Raw genomic sequence first — 19,057 nt, 5'->3', positions numbered from 1 at the left:
GTGGCAGAGACGGTCATCGACATTCAGGAGTTGACGAAAAGCTATAATGGCGTGAAAGCCGTGGACCAGTTGTCCCTGCAAATCAAGCGCGGCGAAATCTTCGGCCTGCTCGGGCCAAACGGGGCCGGCAAATCGACGACGATTCTTATGCTGCTCGGACTAAGCGAGCCTGACGGAGGCACCATCAACGTGCTCGGAATCGATCCGACGAGAGAGCCGATTCCCGTCAAACGCAAGGTCGGATATTTGCCGGATGACGTCGGCTTCTATGAGGATCGCACCGGACTGGAAAATCTGGTGCTGACGGCGCGGCTAAACCGAGTGCCGGAAGCGGAGGCCAAGGAACGCGCCTATCAACTGCTGGAGAGCGTAGGACTGCAGCATGCAGCTCACAAAAAAACGGGGGCTTATTCCCGCGGCATGCGGCAGCGTCTCGGATTGGCCGATGTCCTCATCAAAGCGCCGGAAATCATCATCCTGGATGAACCAACGCTCGGAATCGATCCTAAAGGAATGGATGAACTGCTCACTTTGATTCGCAGTTTAAGCGAGAAGCAAGGCTTGACCGTGCTGCTGTCTTCTCATCAGCTGCATCAAGTGCAGCAAATCTGCGACCGGGTCGGATTGTTCGTCCACGGCCGCCTGCTTGCCGAAGGCGATGTAGCTAGCTTGTCCCGGACGCTGTTCGCCGACGATCCGCTGCAAATTTCAGTGGAGTGCGGGCCGCTTAATGACGGGCTGCTGGAACGGATTCGCGCCATCCCCGGCGTAAGGCATGCCGCACCAGCGGCCTGCGGGAATGAACCAGACCGCTTAGCCGGGCAAGCTGGCGCCGAGTTCAACGGCCGCACAAAAATCGCCGTCAAATCGGATACCGATTGCAGCGATACGATCGCCCGGACGCTCGTCGAGGCCGGTGTATCCTTGTTCAGCCTGGAGCGGAAGCAGTATGGACTCGACGAAATCTATCATCGCTATTTTGAAGGAGGTGAAGGACGTGAGCAACGAAACAGCCGGTTTGAAAAACAACAGGTCTGACCTGAAAAACGCCTTGCAGCGAACGCTGCAAAGCTGGCGGGATTGGCCCCGCAGCCTGACAGCGTTTGGGAAGAGCAGTGACGGGGGAAAGGGTTCTTCTATATCCGGGCAGGGCAAGGAAACTGCCCGCAGGGGAGCTTCTCCCTTTGGCGTATTAGTACGCAAAGAAATCTCCGACCATATCCGCAGCTGGCGCTTCATGCTGCTGCTCGGCATCATTTTGCTTACTTGCATCGCCTCCTTATATACAGCCATGAACAGTATACAGGAAGCTATTCAGACGGACAGTTCGGCCAACGATTTCATCATTCTCAAGCTGTTCACGCTATCGGATGGAACATTGCCGTCGTTCATCAGCTTTATCGGATTTCTAGGTCCGCTGCTCGGAATCGGACTTGGCTTTGACGCGATCAACAGCGAGCGGAATAAGGGCACCTTAAGCCGAATCATGGCCCAGCCGCTGCACCGTGACGCCGTGCTTAACGCCAAGTTCGCCGCCTCGCTTAGCGTCATCAGCATGATGTTCCTGACGCTCGGCTTTCTGATCATGGCGCTGGGAACGATTATTATAGGCATTCCTCCGACCCTGGAGGAATTCTTGAGAATGATCAGCTTCCTGCTTATTACTATTTTCTATATCGGATTCTGGCTTAATTTGTCCATCGTATTCTCGGTGCGTTTCCGTCAGCCAGCCACCTCGGCGCTTTCGGGAATCTCCGTATGGCTATTCTTCAGCTTCTTCTACGATATGATTCTGAGCCTCATAGCCAAAGGCATTGCGCCAAACGCCGGAACGGCCACGGTCGACGACCTCGTCGGCTTCCAGAACCAAATGCTGTGGCTGAGCCGAATATCGCCTTACACACTCTATAACGAGGCAACGACGACCTTGCTCATGCCATCGGTCCGGAACCTGGGGCCGCTGACGACCGAACAGGTTTATGGCGCCATTGCCAGCCCTCTGCCTTTTGGGCAAAGCCTGCTGCTCGTCTGGCCACAGGTGACGGGGCTTATTGCGCTGACTTTGATCTGCTTCGCCGTCTCCTACGTTCTGTTTCTCCGCCAGGAAATTCGCGGACGCTCCTAATGGACGATCTGGACAAAGCAAGTCTGCCGCTGCTCCGCAATTACAAAACGGCTATCCGCGTAATCAAGGGATAGCCGTTTTGTTTGAGTGGGAACCAGACGGAAATAAGGCTTCACGGGCGGGACAAGGCTCCCGGTCCAGAAAATCCTTCAATGCTGCCGGCATATCTGTATAGATATCTCGCAGCGAGGTGCCCTTGTAAATATTGCCGATAATGACGGGATGGCAAAGCTCCGAAATGAGAATATCGCCGTTGCCATGCAGGTGAAGCTGCTTTTTCCCTTCGATGCAGTGCGGGAAATATACGCCAGGCTGTTCCTTGAAGCCAAGCTCCGTCATAAACCGGTCCATGCAGGTGAAATACAGCGTCATGTCTTCTTTTTTATGCGCAATAAGCTCGTTGACCGCCTGCTTTAACGCATCCCGGGCTGCAATGGCTTTCCACCCGCTGTGATTCATGATAATGCTGTTCTGGATTTCATGCGTAAGGACTCCCATCTCGTAGACGTGGTCATGAATTTCCTTCATATGGTGCTCATTTTCGCTGAATAGAAGCGTCTCTAATACAGTATCCACCTGGGTCGAAACGAACATGGCGATGTTGTCTCTTATTTTGTGATATATGCTGGGATGAATATGATAATACTGGGAAAACGACTCCGCCGTCGTAAAATTGAAAGAGATATGGATCGTCGTCAACCCCGCAGCGGCCAGCCGCCAAATCCGCTCTTCATTCAGCAGGCTGCCATTGGAATTCAGCTGAGTCTGAATTCCGCGGGCCGCACAATAGCTTACGACCTCGACGCAATCTTCATACTTTAAAGTCACTTCCCCGCCGGACAGTCTGACTCTTTTCAAAGACGGCAGCTGCTCCAGCAAGGGAATGATTTTCTTCGCATCGATGCTGTTTCCGTCGTTCCTCTGGTAAGCGCAGCAATAATCGCAGCGGAAGTTGCAGCTGGAGGTAACACCGATTTCCAACCCTTCCAGTTGGTAGACTATGGGCTTTTCCAGCTCTAACGATTTATACTTCATGTCACACGACTCCTTCAATGCTAAACTAGGCCATCCTTGTAACATAAACCATTTACTGCAAACTGTCTGTGACGCTTTTTATACACGAAGGCCGCTTTCCTCAGACTACGGAATGACCATATCCGAGTATAAAATCCGAGCATAAAAAATAGGCCGCTCCAAAGTGGGGAAACAGCCTATTCCATGACTTTAACGATCTGATCGGGTTAAATCGCAGCCCCGCTTACCGAATTAAGCTGCTCCGTAAAAAGATGCGTTGTCTGAATGTAGCTAATCGTTCTGTTCTCGGAATGCATGATCACTGAATGCGTCTCGGCTTTATGCTTCGGCAAATACCGCACACCCTGAAGGAATTCTCCGGACGTTACGCCGGTAGCCACGAACAGCACGTTGTCATGGCCGATCATATCCTCCATCCGCAGCAGTTGATCCGGCTTGGAGAGTCCCATGCGGATGCAGCGGTTGTACTCTTCGAGTCCGTCAGGTAGCAGTCTCCCCTGCATTTCGCCGCCCAGGCATTTTAGCGCAGCAGCAGCAAGTACTCCCTCTGGTGCCCCACCCGAACCGACATACAGATCGACTTCCTTCTCCATTGCCGCTTCAATGGCCCCCATCACATCTCCATGGCTCAGCAGCTTGATCCGGACGCCGGATTTGCGCAGTGCATCAATCAACGCCGAATGCCGTTCCCGGTCCAGAATCGATACCGTCATATCCGCCAGCGGCTTATCCAGTATGCGGGAGGCTTTGGCGAGCGTCGTCTCGATCGGATCATCAAGGGATAGCTGTCCGGCCAGTGCGGGACCTACCGCCAGCTTCTGCATATAAATATCCGGGGCGTGAAGCAGGGTGCCTTGTGGAGCAGCGGCTATTACAGAAATCGCATTGTTCAGCCCGTTGGCTACCGTTTCCGTTCCTTCCAAAGGGTCGACGGCTATATCCACTTTTGGACCGCGGCGGTTGCCGATTTTTTCTCCGATATACAGCATGGGGGCTTCATCCATCTCCCCTTCACCAATGACTACAGTACCGTCAATAGCAACGGAATTAAATTTACTGCGAATAGCTAATGTAGCCGCCTCATCTGCGCTATTCTTATCCCCCCGACCTGTCCAGCGGGCTGCCTCAAGGGCTGCTGCTTCCGTAATGCGTGCTAATTCCAGTGCTATGTGACGTTCCATTTTTACTCCCTCCACCCAGTTATTTTTTAAGGTTGTTAAGAAAAGCTCTTATAGGTGTCTACTCAATGATGTTGTCGAATCCTTCATTTATGGTTGCTTTTCTTGCGATATAAGGATGCTAAGTCTCTGTCGCCTAAACGTTCTTATATCTACAAAAACTCCACTTTTGATCACGATGTTTTTCAAGTTGTTTCTCGGCTTCGAATCTTGCACTCACCCTCGAAATCCGGTGCTCATGTAGGCTTTTCCTACACTCCGCTCCTCCTTCTTCAGGTTCGCACAACCTTCTCGGTGCTGAAAAGTTGACTTTTTGAACTTGTTTTTATAAAGGTTGTTAAGAAAAGCTCTTATAGGTGTCTACTCAATGATGTTGTCGAATCCTTCATTTATGGTTGCTTTTCTTGCGATATAAGGATGCAAGTCTCTGTCGTCTAAACATTCTTATATCTACAAAAACTCCACTTTTGATCACGATGTTTTTACTATCTTTGTTTAAGTAATTTATAATTGCTTCATAATAAGCCCTGCGGTTTCTTCGATCGCCTTGTCAGTAACGTCAATCACCGAGCAGCCTAAATTGTTGAATAGTTCCTGGGCATATTTCAGCTCATATTCGACCCGCTCCAGTGAAGCGTATTCCGCATCATTCGGCAGTCCCATCGCTTTCAGGCGCTCCGAGCGAATTTTAACTAAATGCTCCGCATTGATCGTTAATCCGACTATTTTTTTACTGCTGACTTCTTTCAATTGGCTAGGCGGCGTAAGCTCCGGCACGACCGGATAGTTGACCACTTTCTTCCCTTTATGCGCCAAAAACATGGACAGCGGCGTCTTGGAAATACGCGAAACTCCGAGAATTATAATATCAGCCTTAAGTATGGCGCCTACGTCTTTCCCATCGTCATTGTTGACGGCGAATTCCACAGCATCCACGCGCTGGAAATAATCCTCATCGAGCTTATGGCCTGGCGTACGCCTTGGCGTATCATTGAAGGTGTCGACAAAAGCCTGCATCATCGGCCCCATAATATCTACTGCGCGAACGTTCAGCCGTACGGCTTCTTCCCGCATCGCTTCCCTTAGTTCTGGCTGTACCAATGTATATACGACAAAGCCGCCGCGTTCGGAAACCTCTTCCATTAAACGCGTTAACCCTTCTTCATCGCGAACGTTCATAAATCTCTTGATCTCCGTGTTAGACAACTCGAACTGCTCCAGAGTGGCACGGACGACCGCCTCTGCGGTCTCTCCGATGGAGTCTGAACAGATGGCTATAAATTGAGCTGGATCCTGATTCATCCCATTCCTCCCGCTATTCCTCAGCTATCGTATCTAGCAGCATTTTAATTATGTTCGTTTTAGAAATTCGCCCCACCACTTTGACTTCCCCTTCCTCTCCGGATTCAGCCGGTACGACAACAGGCAGGCTGTCGATTTGATGAGCGATGATTTTTCTGGCCGCCTCAAGCACGGAATCCTCCGGCGAGACGGTAATAATATTAGGTCGCCGAGTCATAATAAAACTTACGGGCATCGAGGATGCAGTGGCGTTTCCGAGCGTGACTTTGAGCAGATCCTTGCGGGAAACGATCCCGGCTAATCTCCCTTGCTCATCCGTAACGATCAGATGACCAACATTTTCCAAAAACAGCGAGACGACCGCCTCTTGTATCGTTGTTGTTTCCCGGACAATAACCGGTACGCCGTGAACATCTCCGACTTTCATATCAAGCAGCCGAATCTTGCTCCCGTCTTCCGGCGTTCTTCGCTTGCCCAAAAAATATCCTACCTTCGGTTTAGCATCGATATAGTTGAGCATAACGAGAATAGACAAATCTGAACGGATCGTTGGGCGAGTTAAATTGAGCATTTCAGCTATGAGATCTCCGGTAATCGGAGCGTGCCTTTTTACAATGTCAATAATTTCTAATTGACGGGATGTCAGTTTGATAATAAATCCCTCCGCTTCAGATAGGTTCGCTCATAGTATAACATTCCTGCACTGATCATTAGAATGTCATATTAGCGAAATTTGATTCCTCCTTCCCTTCAGAAAAGTTTTATTGTGTATATAATACGTCATAATTAAATATTATTCAATATATAATACGCACTAAATGCTAATTCGAAACGATTAATGCGTAAATTAATATATTTTAATCAATATAAAAAGCTCAATCATGTAATTGACCGTCATCAGGCAGCATCATACCGCATACTGGGAGCTTCATACGAAAAAGAACGAGCTGACACCCGTATAAGGTGACAACTCGTTCCGATCTGCTGTCCTACAACCTTTTAACTTGCTGCAAGCTTTAAACATACAATTGCTGGACTGGTTGGTGAACCAGCAATCTGTTCAAGTAACCGACAACCTGTTCAGGATATTCGTGCAGAAAAAAATGCCCTCCCGGGAATTGCTGCTGCCACAGCTTCCCCACACAATAGTTTCTCCACTCGTTCATCTGCCCTATTTCAATGAAAGTGTCATCCGTACCATTCAGCACGCAGATGCTGGTATGTAGCTTTGGCTGATTGTCCTTCAGCCGATACGTCTCTACGAGCTTGAAATCTGAACGCGCGATCGGCATGAAATATTCAGCAAACGACTCGTCTTGCAACAGCTCAGGAGGCGTCCCGCCCATGGAGACAATCTCCTCCCGAAACTCTTTCTCCGGCAGCGTATGACGATGGGTTCGTCCACGCATATGGGGCGGGTTTTTACCCGATACAATTAATAAAGTTGGACTTGGTAAACTCAATTGTTGAAGTGCGCTGGCCAGCTCATAAGCGACGAGCGCTCCAAGACTATGCCCATATAACGCGTATGGTGTCTCATCTGCGATATGAGGTTCCAGCACTCCTATAAGATCCGCTACAGCTTCGTCCATATTTTCATACAAAGCTGCATCCGTCCTAATCCCTCGTCCAGCATATTCAAGCGGAATAAGTCTAATATTAGAATCGAGGAGCCTGTTCCAACGCAAATAGGACGATGCACTTCCGCCAGCATGAGCAATGCACATTAGTTTACCGATACGCATTGGAAACTCCCCCCTAATCAACAATCAGATCTAACGTATATCCGCGAGGCGACGACGACCGACAAATGCCAAGACAAACAACACAATCGTCAATCCAAAGTAGCCAACGACGGACAGCCAGAAGCCTGGATCAACCGAGCCCAGCGAACCCGCCTCCAAATCTGTCCCAAGAAAATCAAGGACGGGAACTTTATTAATCGGTCCGACATACCAGAGCAGCATGTACAGCACTTCGAATGTTTTTTTGCTATGAGTAAGTACGCCGAGCCCCAGCGCCATAGTGGTGATAAACAAGCTGCCGATTAGCCAATGCAGGACATGGAGCATATCCCCTTCCAAAAGAAGACGAATCAGCATTCCAATTCCCGTTACAACTGTAATTAAATAACCAGCGATCCATACTGCCGGCAGCTGCCGGGCAATCATTCGCGGACTGGACGCGAGGAACATATGGGTGCTATGCGTCGCTTCCCGGCTGCCCATATTCGACCACATAAGCAGCGGCCAAATCCAGGCCAGCGGCCAGAAGTAGCGAACAGACGCCGCCATTGGAAGCAGAAGACATAAAATAGCAAGTACAGCAGCGATAGCATACCATATCCACGGAACGCCCTTCAGCATAAGCCCGAGCTCCGCTTGTACAAGCTTCATAAAACGAAAGCGGGGAACAATCGGCGTTAGCTGTGCGGACGAGAACGACGGTGAGACAGCAGGGACTGCTTCCATGACTTGTTCATCTGCTTCAATAAGCAGCGACTTGTCTTCCGTTGTAGTAAACTCTTCCTTCAGCTCCTCCTGTTGATCCAATTCCTGATTTTTCTTCTGCTTCTTATGTTTCTTCTTATTCTGCCCATCCTGCTCACTCTTGCTGCGCCCCATTCCCTTTTGAGCAATCGGCATTTCAGCAAACCCCCGAAACAGCAAGGTTGCAAATAAGCAGAGCACAAAGGCAGCGACGAAGAACAACAACTGCATAGTTATTACACTACCGCTCCATTGCATGCCGTCCCATTGAAATGTTTTGAGCGGATTATCAAGAAACAGCACGCCTTGTCCGTAGGTGCCATCATAAGCGGAATCTACCAGTTTAAGATCGCTTCTCATCTGTCCGGAAATAATATCCGTCGAAATATTGCTGTACAGTGTAGTAGAAGTAAATGCAATGAATAGCACCAAAAAAATAATATTGCCCGTTACTCCACGCAGAGCCGACCAGCTCTCGAACACTATCGCCAGCGCAGCTACTACGGCCATTTGCGGAATGACGATAATTAGAAATGGCGAGACAAGAGCCCACAGATTAATGGTCTGTTCTTCTCCACGTACGAGCTGCATTAACAAGGCGACTAGCATAGTCAAAAATACAATTACAGTCAAAACTGCAAAGTTGCTTATCGCCTTGCCAAGTAAGTAGTGAAACTTTTTTAGGGAAGTACCTGCGATAATATAACCCACTCTTGTATGCGCGTCTCGATCGATACTATTCTTGACCAGGTAGAAACCAAACAAAGATAGAAACATTGTCGTCGATATCGCCACAATTCCACCGATCCACGCAGAGTTATAAATCCCTCGGTAATCCCCTAAATAGAAAGTCACATAATTCGCATCAACCGGAGGAACAAACAAGTATGCCGCAAACATCGTCAAGGCAATTGTAATAAGAAACGAATACCGTCTTGTTCGCTCCAGGAAATCAGCACGAGCGATGTGATAAATCGTATAAGCCTTATTCACCCTATGCACCTCTCTGACCTGAACGAAGATACAAATAAGCGTCTTCGAGACCCGGGTAAGCTTCGATCGATAAAGACGACGGAGCTTCTTCCGAAACGACGCGAACCTGAAGTCCGCCCTCACTGCGAATTGACCCGCTGATTAACCATTTTGAACGTACTTCCTGCAAATGTTGTTCTGGGATGACCGTCGTCCACACCTTACCTTCAACCTGCTTCAGTAATTGAGACGGAGCAGCGTCAGCAAGCAGCCGGGACTTGGACAAAATAACAATGCGATCCGCCGTCGCTTCAATATCGGAAACAATATGGGTGGAAAAAATAATGATTCGCTCCCCGGACAAGTCTGCGAGCAGATTGCGGAAACGCATCCGTTCTTCAGGATCAAGTCCTACGGTTGGCTCATCTATAATCAACACTTTCGGATCATTAAGAAGCGCTTGAGCAATTCCAATTCTCTGCTTCATCCCGCCGGAATAACCGCCGATTTTACGCTTGCGAGCATCGGTCAAATTCAGCAGCTCCAGCAGCTCGTCGATTCTCTTGTTTACCTGATTACCACTCAGCCCCTTAACCGCTGCCATATACTGCAGGAACTCCACAGCATTCAAGTTAGGATATACACCGAAATCTTGCGGCAAATAACCAAGAACATTTCTCAGCTCATCCGGATGTTTGGCCAAGTCCTGACCTTTCCAAGTAACACGGCCTTCCGTCGGCTGCGTAATAGTTGCTAATATACGCATGAGGGTGGATTTGCCAGCCCCGTTTGGCCCGAGCAATCCGATAATGCCGGGCGAAAGCTCCAGACTAATTTCTTTAACTCCCCAAAAGTCGTTCTTGTACTTCTTACCGATGCCTTCCAAGTTAAGCACAAAGTTTCCTCCTAACGGATTCTAGTGATCGACCGCTCCGCTGGCTACTTCTGCCTTCGCCGCCTGAATCGAGGGAGCTTCCTCCTGCACATTATCCGCTATGTCAAAGCTGCGAATCGATTGGTTGGCAAAGAGAAGTATGCCTGAGGCGACAACGATCGCCGAGCTAATGTAGAATATGCTGTCTGAAGCGAGATAAGAAGCCATCAGGCCTCCTACAAGCATGCCTACCGGCAATGCGGCATTGGAGAAGGATGACATGAATGCAGATACTCTGCCCAATATTGCTGGAGGCGTAATAATTTGTACGAATGATATTTGCATAACGTTGATTACACCGATGCATATACCGAGAGCAATTGTTACAACCAGCTTCAGCCAAAGAGATGGCACTAGTGCGAACAATGACAAACAAGCGCCCAGACCGACCCAGAAAAATGCGATCGTCACCCCTTTTTTCTTCAATATATTCACCAGGATCGAACCGATGAAGAACCCGGAGAAAAATCCGATGTAGATCAAGCTGTAATAAAACGGGGAGCCATATTCAACGGCAAGCGAAGGAACAATAATCATGATGAGTGCCATGGCGAAATTCGTCAAAGCATAAAAAGGAAGCATGAACCGTAAATAAGTACTGCGGCGAATAAAGGCGAATCCTTCAGACAATTCCGAGAAATATTTCCCCTTATTCGTCTCATCAGATGGTATCTTTGCAGATGATTTGCTTGTTCGCGGTAGTCGGAATAAGACAACACTCGCCAGAAGGAACATACCCACCGACAAGAAAAATGTGTTGTGCATACCAAGAAACACAATGACAACAGCCCCAAATAAGTAGCCAAGCACATTCACAATCTGATCTGTAACCGAGATAATCGAATTCGCCTTGATCAAATTGTCCGAATCGCGAATTAGCATTGGCAGCAGCTTGCTGTCTGCAGGATAGAACAGCATCGAGAAACAGGAAGCTATAAATACGAGCACAAGAACAGTTGTAATCGAAGTCATGTCGTTCTTAAGCAAAAACGGCAGGGAAAAAATAATCGCTCCTTGTGCAAACAACGAAATAGCAAGCAGTTTAACTGGTGAATATCTATCTACGATCGGCCCCATCAAAAAGCTGAAAGCAGACGCAACACTTATAAGCGCAAACGTAAAGCTTGTATATGCGACAGAAGACGTCATCAATTGTACGAAGTAGACTAGAGCCATTGTGTAGATACTATCTGATACGTTGGCCAGCGTCCTGGATACATAGAAAAAAACAAACTTACCATTTTTGAATATACTCAATTCAAAATCCCCCTTCTATGGTCCCTGATTGTCACGATGAGACACCGCTTCCCTGCACCGACATTAAAGTCAACTCGTCCAGCATGGCTGGAACAAATTGTTCGATCCGACGCCGGATTTCTCCCTCGTCCTCCCTGTATGGCAAGTAAACGGACAACAACAGCTCCCGTTCCGTATTCCTGACCGAAAATAACAGCATGTCGGGCTCAGGATTAATTACAGCTTCGCGCTCCAAATGCTCAAGCTCATTATGATCTTCACTTAACTGCCCCAGATAATTTATAACGATCGGCAGTTGAGTGAAGCTCGACTGTAAATAGGCGGACGATCGAGGGTATCGCTGATGCATATCATCGTTGTATATCAGATTCATAAAATGAAGATTGTATTGAGACACTTCCTGAAGACGCGGCAGCAAGCGTGAGCTCGCTTCCATAATAGTCTCGGCTCGCCTCAAATTGAACGGTATATGATCTATGAATTCTCCAACCGTATCGTAGTAGTGTTCTTGCTCATAGCTTCTACCAAAACGCGTAAGCCAGATCGGGACATTGTCCAGTTCAAAATGGCTGCAAAGATACCGCGAAATAAGCGTCATCGCGAAGCTCCATCGCATATCACTGTTTAGCTGTAAGCTGCCTGCAAGCGGAATGTTCACCAGCAGAGATGTACCTGATGCCCTGTCTTTATCCCGTACTAACGAGGCAACAGTACTGCTTGCAGCATTTAATTCCTCAAGCTCATAACCTTGAAATAGTTGATCATCCCCCAGTCCAACAGGTCCCTTGGATATTTGACGATGATATTGCCAATAGTCCGACATCCGCACTGCTGGCTTCTCTGCTTCGCCTGCATAGAATAAATAATGCTCGATTAAATCTCTACGAATAATTTCACCGCTCATATAATCGAAGATGATATGAGAAAATGGTAATAGAAGAGTGAACGATTCCTCGCTCTCTTTAATCAGCGCCATTCTATACAGCAAACGATCAAACTGATGTTCCTCGTAAAAATAATCCCTTAAAACCTCATTCCATATTTTTCTTTTAATAGATTTATTATACTCTACGATGTTAATTATTGACAGGTCAATTTCCGACGGTACCTCATACTCAACCCAGGCCGTCTTTTCCGTTCCTGCACACAGTACACTTCTCATTAATCGCTGGGTATGAACAATAGCTAACAGCGCTTGCTTGAGCGCAGAAATATTGACATCGAAGTCCAGACGAATCATCGTGCCGGAGCATTCTGGATGATGAAGATGAAATTGCTGGGATGGCGATAACGGGTGAACTCCTATAACATCCCCATCCATAACGCGCTGGCAATATTTCTTATGATCCTTACTTAACTGATCCACTATGTCATTGCGAATCATTAACCACTCTTCGTTATCATCATCAATCTGTTCGCTATACTCCGCAGCAGACTCCGCAATAAGCTCCAGATTGGATACCTGTTCCGAGCGTTGCTGCTCTACCGCTAAATTCGCTCCCCCTAGTAACCGCCCCGCCATTCCTGCAATCGTCTGCTCCTCGAATAAATGACTGATATTAGCGCGTAACCCTGCTCGCTGCAGAGCCGCAACCAGCTCCATTGCCTTGAGTGACTGACCACCGATTGCAAAAAAGTTGTCATAAATGCCTATCGGCTTGACGTCTAGCACACGTTCCCATTCCCGTGCGATCAAAATTTCAATTTGATTCGTAGGGGCCGCATAATGGGAGCCGCTGCGCTCCATTGTTTCCGGCTCGGGCAAAGAGCGTTTATTAACCTTCCCATTTGCGGTCAGCGGCAGTTGTTCCAATATAACGATTTGCGATGGGATCATATAGTCAGGCAGCTCCGCACCGAGGTAACGCAGCAGCCCTGCCTTATCTACGCTCTGATCATTATTTGGTACGACGTAAGCACATAAATATTTACCATGATCTTTACCGCCAACAACAACTATTGCCTCTTTGACAGAGTGATGCTTACCCAACCGCTGCTCGATTTCCCCGGTTTCAATCCGATAACCGCGAATTTTAACCTGCTGATCGATTCGGCCGCTATATTCAATCGTTCCATCTGGTAACCAGCGCGCCAAATCGCCTGTCCGATACATTTTCATACCCGGTGCGAATGGATTGTCCACGAATTTCAGCGCGGTCTCGTCTTCCTTATTAACATACCCTCGGCCAACTCCATCTCCACCAACACACAGCTCCCCAGGCACCCCGATCGGCTGCAGCATACCGCTCTTCGACACAATATAAGCTGCCGAGTTCGCAATCGGCCGCCCGATAGGAATATTGCTGTCATAGTTATGCATAACAGGGAAGCTCGTCGAGAAGGTTGTATTTTCCGTTGGGCCATAGCCGTTGACAATCAGAAGCTCCGGACAAGCTTCACGTGCACTCTGTATATGTTTGGGAGACAGCGCCTCACCACCTACAATCAGATAGCTAATACCAGTGAACGTGTTTGGCTTGGCTTGCACCAATTGATTGAACAAGGAGGAAGTCAACCACATCATATTAATTCCATTCCTAGCGATAACGCCTGATAACGCCTCCGCATCCAGAATGACAGTCTTATCAACAAGGTAAAGGCATCCGCCATTTAGCAAAGCTCCGAATATCTCAAATGCAATCGCATCAAAGCCGATGGCCCCAGTCTGTAAAATACGTACGTTTTCGTTCAATGGCACATAGTTCGTATTTTTAACCAAACGGACAACATTCCGCTGCTCAACCATGACGCCTTTAGGCTGACCCGTAGAGCCCGAGGTGTACATAATATAGGCGAGATCCGTCGCAACGCTAGCATAATTAAGCTCTTGACCGTGAGACAGCTCCTGCTCATCTCCCCTATCAACGGAAATATTCACAGCTTCGATACCTTGGTCTGCAAAATCATACCCGCCAGCGCCATCCGTCAGTACGATACGGGCTCCACTGTCCTCCAGCATATAGCGAATGCGGTCGGACGGAAGCGATTTGTCCAAGGTGAGGAATGCGCCTCCCGCTCTTAGTACAGCCATAATTCCGACAATGAGTTCTAATGATTTATCAGCATAAATACCTACAACAGAATCGGCTCGAACGCCTCTCTTTTGCAGCACAACAGCTAGCTTGCCCGCGTGCTCTTGCAGTTCACGATACGTCAACGACTGTCCATCGTACACAACAGCAGGCCGATCGGAATTACGCAGCGCTTGCTCATCAAACAATTCCGCAATTGTGCGATCTCGTGGATATTCACGCTGCGTATCGTTGAAGGTTTGCAGCAAAATCTGCTGTTCGGCTTTATCTAGCAGCTCGATCGCTTCTAAAGATACATCTGTATTTTCTGATATATGGCGAAGCACATTAATATAATGCCGCGCCATCCGTTCTGCCGTATCACGATGATAAAGATCCTTACTGAATTCTACGGATAAATGAAACGTATCGCCATTATCAACAATCGTGAAGGTTAGATCGAATTTAGCAATGTCCATTTCATAGTCAACAACCTCAATCCCTGTCTCGTCAGTCGACGATCCACTATCCACTCCATTTTGGAACACAAACATAGTATCAAACAACGGATTCCGGTTGGCCTGCCGTGGTAATTGCAATTGCTCCAACAGTTCTTCCAAAGGATATTGCTCGTTGTCGAGCGCCCCCAGCGTACATGTCTTTACTTCAGATAAAAATTCACGGAATGATTTGCTGCCAATCGGAAAATGTCTCATCGCAAGCGTATTAACAAACATCCCCACAGATCGTTCCAGACCGTCTGCTATTCGTCCTGCAACCGGTGATCCGACAATGACATCCTCCTGTCCCGTGTAGCGATGAAGCAATGCGCTGTATGCCGCAATACAAATCATATACATCGTTGTTCCTGTGCCTGCGGCCAACTGACGCAAGCGATGCGACAAGTCTGGTTCTAATGTCGCAGATACACTGCTTCCTTTATAACTATGGTAATGCGGTCTTGGATAATCCGTTGGCAGCTGCAGCACAGGCAGTTCTCCCGCAAATGTCTGCAGCCAATACTGTTTCTGTTGCTCAAGCCGCTCCCGCTGCCGGGGCTCATTTTGCCATATTGCATAATCTAAGTAATCAAGCTGAAGCGGCGGAAGCTCTTGCTCCTTATAGAGCAATACCAGTTCTTCCATAAGCACGTTTACAGATGCGCCATCGACGATAATATGGTGCATGTCCAGCGCCAAATAATGCTCGTTCTCAGAAACGCTCGCCAGGCCGGCACGGAATAAAGGCGCACAGCTCAAATCGAATGGTCGCACGAACGCATTTAACACCGTATCCAGTTCAAACTGATCAGCCCTCGAAGATGTACCGCCAAGCATTTCAAGCTGGAACTGGATCGGATCATTTCTTCGCTGTACGAGCTTCCCGTCGACGACATGGAAGGACACCCTAAGCGATTCATGCCGCTCGACCAACGCTTGCAGCACTTGCTCTACGTGCCGCTTATTCAAATTCCCGTTAATCCGCAGTACGTATGGAATATGATAGGCTACTCCAACTGAATCGAACTGGCTAATGAGATAAATCCTTTGCTGGGCATGTGTAAGCGGATAATCATATGCATCTGTTCGTTTCATCGGAACGATGACCTGCTTATCTTGCGCCCCCTCTTTATCTAACACGCCGCATAAGTCCTGAATCGTCGGATTTTCAAGCAGCATCCGAATCGATACCTGCCTATTGAGTGCCCGGTTAATCCGCGAAACAAGGCTCATTGCTTTTAGCGAATGACCACCTAATGAGAAGAAATTGTCCGTTGTTCCAATCGGCGATGTTCCCAGCACGCTTTCCCACAACTCCACCATCTGCCGTTCCGTTTCATTATTCGGAGCAACATAAACAGCCTTCCTGCCTTCCTCACGAACAGGCTGGGGAAGAGCTTTCCTGTCCACTTTGCCGTTAGGCGTTAACGGAAGCTGATCTAACAACACAAAATGCGAAGGGATCATATAATCCGGCAATTCTTCGGCAAGGTGACGACTCAGCTCGGCCTCTTCAACATGTCCCCCGTCTGCCAGGACGACATAGGCACACAAATATTTCATGTCTTTGTCTCCGATAGCCGTTACGATCGCTTCCTTGACGCAGGAATGCTTGCTAAGCCGGAATTCGATCTCACTAATCTCAATTCGGAATCCGCGAATTTTGACCTGATCATCCATACGGCCAAGATATTCCATTGTACCGTCTGCATGCCACTGAGCGAGATCCCCGGTTCGATACAGCCTTGTCCCCGACGCAAACGGATTATCAATGAAACGTTCGGCTGTTGCCTCTGGTTTATTTACGTAACCGCGCCCGACGCCATCTCCGCCGACACACAGCTCTCCCGGTACACCTATAGGCTGAAGCTGCCCATCTCTAGAAACAATATACACGCTCGAATTCGACACAGGCCTTCCGATCGGAATGTTCCCAGCATAGTCCCGGTCAACCCAGTGATAGGTCGAAAAAACCGTATTCTCAGTGGGACCGTATGCATTAATAATAGTTAATTGGGGACATGCTGCCCGTACAATCTGAATCGGCTTCGGAGCCAGCGCCTCACCGCCTACAATCAAATAATCGATCCCCGATAATATTACGGGATCCTCTATGGCCAGTTGATTGAACAACTGTGTAGTTAGAAACATCGTATTAATGCTATATTGGCGAAGCGTTGTTGCCAACAAGCCGGCATCTAATAGGACGTCTTTATCTATCAAATGCAGACGGCCTCCATTAAGCAGCACTCCAAATATTTCAAACGTAATGGCATCAAAGCCGAATGCCCCAGTTTGCAGCAGCCGCACTTCTTCATGAAGAGGCACCGTAGAGGCGTTTTTCACAAGCCTTGCGATATTTCGATGCTCGATCATAACCCCCTTGGGCGCACCGGTCGAGCCCGATGTATACATAATGTTAGCCAAGTCTTCAGGCGTTTGCCCCATTGATGATTGCTCATCCTCAGCCCATTCATAATCACTCCATGATTCTAAACGAATACGATCTCCGCCAAACTCGGCTAACTCCGTATTCCTGCCAAATGTAAGCAGGCACTCTGCTCCCGCATCTTCCAGCATATACAGCTTACGCTGTTTCGGAAGCTCAGGATCGATAGTCATATAAGCACCACCGGCTTTCAATATGGCGAATATTCCAACGATGCGCTCGATCGATTGCTCTGCCATTAAGCCAACTATCGAACCCCGACTAACCCCTCTGCTGCTTAGCAAGCCTGCCAGGCGGGACGACCTTTGTACAAGCTTGGCATAAGTCAATTGACTATCCTTATATACAACAGCGATGTTATCCGGATGTAAATTCGCCTGCTCCTCCAACAGTTCATTAACCGTCTTTTCCTTTGGATAAGGGGATTCGGTTTGATTGAAGTCGATTATGATCTGGCGTTTCTCTACATCCGTCATCAAGTCGATGCTCTCTATGGACATATCCCATGACTCGGAAATTTGCCCGACAATGGTTCGCAAATGTCCTTCCATACGTCTCATGCCATCATCGTTATACACGGCTGCATTATAATTTATTTCAAATACGAGATAATCACTCTGCGCTGCCGTCAGATGAAAATCATAATTTGTATGCTCGAACACCTCCGTCTGCCGAATCGTGAACGATGTACCGCCTTGATCCAGACTGGACACCGGCTCCTCATCCCGAATCGGATAATTCTCGAACGCGAACAAATGGCCAATCAAGCTTGGCTGGGCAGCCGCAGTTTGAATATCCGCCAAAGATACATACCCATAGCGGTTAGCGTCGATCATCGACTGCTGTACGTCTACTATCAGTTCAGCGAACGTCTGCCCTGAACGTTTGCGCACACGCAGCGGCACTGTGTTCACGAACAATCCGACCATTTCCTCTACATCCATAACCTCTGGCGGCCGACCCGATATAACAGAGCCAAACACAACGTCGTCAATGTTGTTGTAGCGCTGAAGAAGTATACCCCATACTGTCTGCGCGACAGTTCCCATCGTTACCTTGTGTTGTCTGCACAAGCGCTCCAATCTATCGCTTATATCCCTATCAATCTCGATGCGAATGGACTCTAATTGATAAGGGGCTTTCTTATTGCTGCCTGATTTACCGGGCAATTCGATTTGCTGTCCGTAACCTTCCAAATATTCCTTCCAGTAATCCATCGCTTTCGCCTGATCTTGCCGTCTTAACCATGTCAAATAAGAACCAAATGAAGGAGCCGGGGGCAGCATCACTGCCTCCCCAGCCGCAATCGAACGATAAATGCGATAGAACGCGTCAGAGACAATGCCTAGACTCCAGCCATCTATTACGATATGCGGTATGCTCCATATCATTTTGTATTGCTTATCGGCAAATCGGACGACCGTTATCCGCATTAATACGTCTTTATCTAATTGGAAAGGTGTTAACTTGTCCTGCTCCGTAATCCGCTCGAGGCAAGCTTCCAGCTCTTCCGTACACAAGGCAGTCAGATCATGATAGATCACCTTAGCTTCCCGCTTCTTAAGGACGACTTGCAAAGCACGCTCGGTCTCTTTATGCATAAACACCGTCCGAAACACATCGAACCGTTCAAGTAATCGATTCATGGTAAGCTCCAGAGCGCTGATATCAAGCTCTCCTTCAACCGTCATTACATTTTGCAAAAAATACGCGTCCGATTCGGGATGCATCACAGCGTGATAGAGCATTCCGTCTTGCATCGGCGTTAGCGGATATATGTTTTGAATATGTGCAGAACTCAAAGC

11 protein-coding genes are annotated in these 19,057 nt (G+C 48.2%); 2 read left to right on the top strand and 9 right to left on the bottom strand.

Translation table 11 applies throughout. The annotated features are described in order from the left end of the window. Both G358_RS0108715 and G358_RS0108710 read left to right on the top strand, forming a co-directional pair. Positions 1-1,038, top strand: a complete 1,038-nt coding sequence (locus G358_RS0108715; RefSeq protein ID WP_019636828.1) for an ABC transporter ATP-binding protein — start codon at positions 1-3, stop codon at positions 1,036-1,038. Next, entirely contained in the window at positions 998-2,125 is a 1,128-nt protein-coding gene (locus G358_RS0108710; protein ID WP_019636827.1) for an ABC transporter permease, read from the top strand. Before G358_RS0108715 ends, G358_RS0108710 begins: the two co-directional genes overlap by 41 nt. A 63-nt stretch (positions 2,126-2,188) precedes the next feature. Here G358_RS0108710 and G358_RS0108705 read toward each other — a convergent pair whose 3' ends face one another. From G358_RS0108705 to G358_RS29700, 9 genes are all read right to left on the bottom strand, one after another. Further along, complete coding sequence (locus G358_RS0108705) at positions 2,189-3,160, bottom strand: radical SAM protein (RefSeq protein ID WP_019636826.1); 972 nt, start codon at positions 3,158-3,160, stop codon at positions 2,189-2,191. Between the two features lie 206 nt (positions 3,161-3,366). Next, entirely contained in the window at positions 3,367-4,341 is a 975-nt protein-coding gene (gene glpX / locus G358_RS0108700) for a class II fructose-bisphosphatase (protein ID WP_019636825.1), read from the bottom strand. A gap of 501 nt (positions 4,342-4,842) precedes the next feature. Further along, a complete protein-coding gene (locus G358_RS0108695) occupies positions 4,843-5,640 on the bottom strand; it encodes a pyruvate, water dikinase regulatory protein (protein WP_019636824.1) in 798 nt (265 codons plus the stop codon). 13 nt (positions 5,641-5,653) lie between these two features. Beyond that, complete coding sequence (locus tag G358_RS0108690; protein WP_240479992.1) at positions 5,654-6,265, bottom strand: helix-turn-helix transcriptional regulator; 612 nt, start codon at positions 6,263-6,265, stop codon at positions 5,654-5,656. 391 nt (positions 6,266-6,656) lie between these two features. After that, positions 6,657-7,385: a thioesterase II family protein gene (locus G358_RS0108685; protein WP_019636822.1), complete on the bottom strand. Its 729-nt coding sequence runs from the start codon at positions 7,383-7,385 to the stop codon at positions 6,657-6,659. Between the two features lie 30 nt (positions 7,386-7,415). Further along, positions 7,416-9,122, bottom strand: coding sequence for a hypothetical protein (locus tag G358_RS0108680; RefSeq protein WP_019636821.1), 1,707 nt, complete (start codon positions 9,120-9,122; stop codon positions 7,416-7,418). Between the two features lies 1 nt (position 9,123). After that, the gene (locus tag G358_RS0108675; protein WP_019636820.1) at positions 9,124-9,996 is read right to left on the bottom strand and encodes an ABC transporter ATP-binding protein; all 873 of its coding nucleotides are present in this window, start codon (positions 9,994-9,996) and stop codon (positions 9,124-9,126) included. A 21-nt stretch (positions 9,997-10,017) separates the two neighbouring features. Beyond that, on the bottom strand, positions 10,018-11,292 hold the full coding sequence (locus tag G358_RS29705) for an MFS transporter (protein ID WP_019636819.1): 1,275 nt from the start codon (positions 11,290-11,292) through the stop codon (positions 10,018-10,020). A gap of 31 nt (positions 11,293-11,323) precedes the next feature. Further along, positions 11,324-19,054, bottom strand: a complete 7,731-nt coding sequence (locus tag G358_RS29700; RefSeq protein ID WP_019636818.1) for a non-ribosomal peptide synthetase — start codon at positions 19,052-19,054, stop codon at positions 11,324-11,326. Positions 19,055-19,057 lie beyond the last annotated feature (3 nt).

It is taken from the genome of Paenibacillus fonticola DSM 21315, from assembly GCF_000381905.1.
GTDB lineage: Bacteria > Bacillota > Bacilli > Paenibacillales > Paenibacillaceae > Fontibacillus > Fontibacillus fonticola.
Note: the sequence above shows the minus strand (reverse complement) of the source record. Positions and strands in the feature narration are given on the sequence as shown.

Excerpts from the sequence above, each read along its gene's own strand:
- G358_RS0108705 (WP_019636826.1), bottom strand. The coding sequence starts at position 3,160 with ATGAAGTATAAATCGTTAGAGCTGGAAAAGCCCATAGTCTACCAACTG.
- glpX (WP_019636825.1), bottom strand. The coding sequence starts at position 4,341 with ATGGAACGTCACATAGCACTGGAATTAGCACGCATTACGGAAGCAGCA.
- G358_RS0108695 (WP_019636824.1), bottom strand. The coding sequence starts at position 5,640 with ATGAATCAGGATCCAGCTCAATTTATAGCCATCTGTTCAGACTCCATC.
- G358_RS0108685 (WP_019636822.1), bottom strand. The coding sequence starts at position 7,385 with ATGCGTATCGGTAAACTAATGTGCATTGCTCATGCTGGCGGAAGTGCA.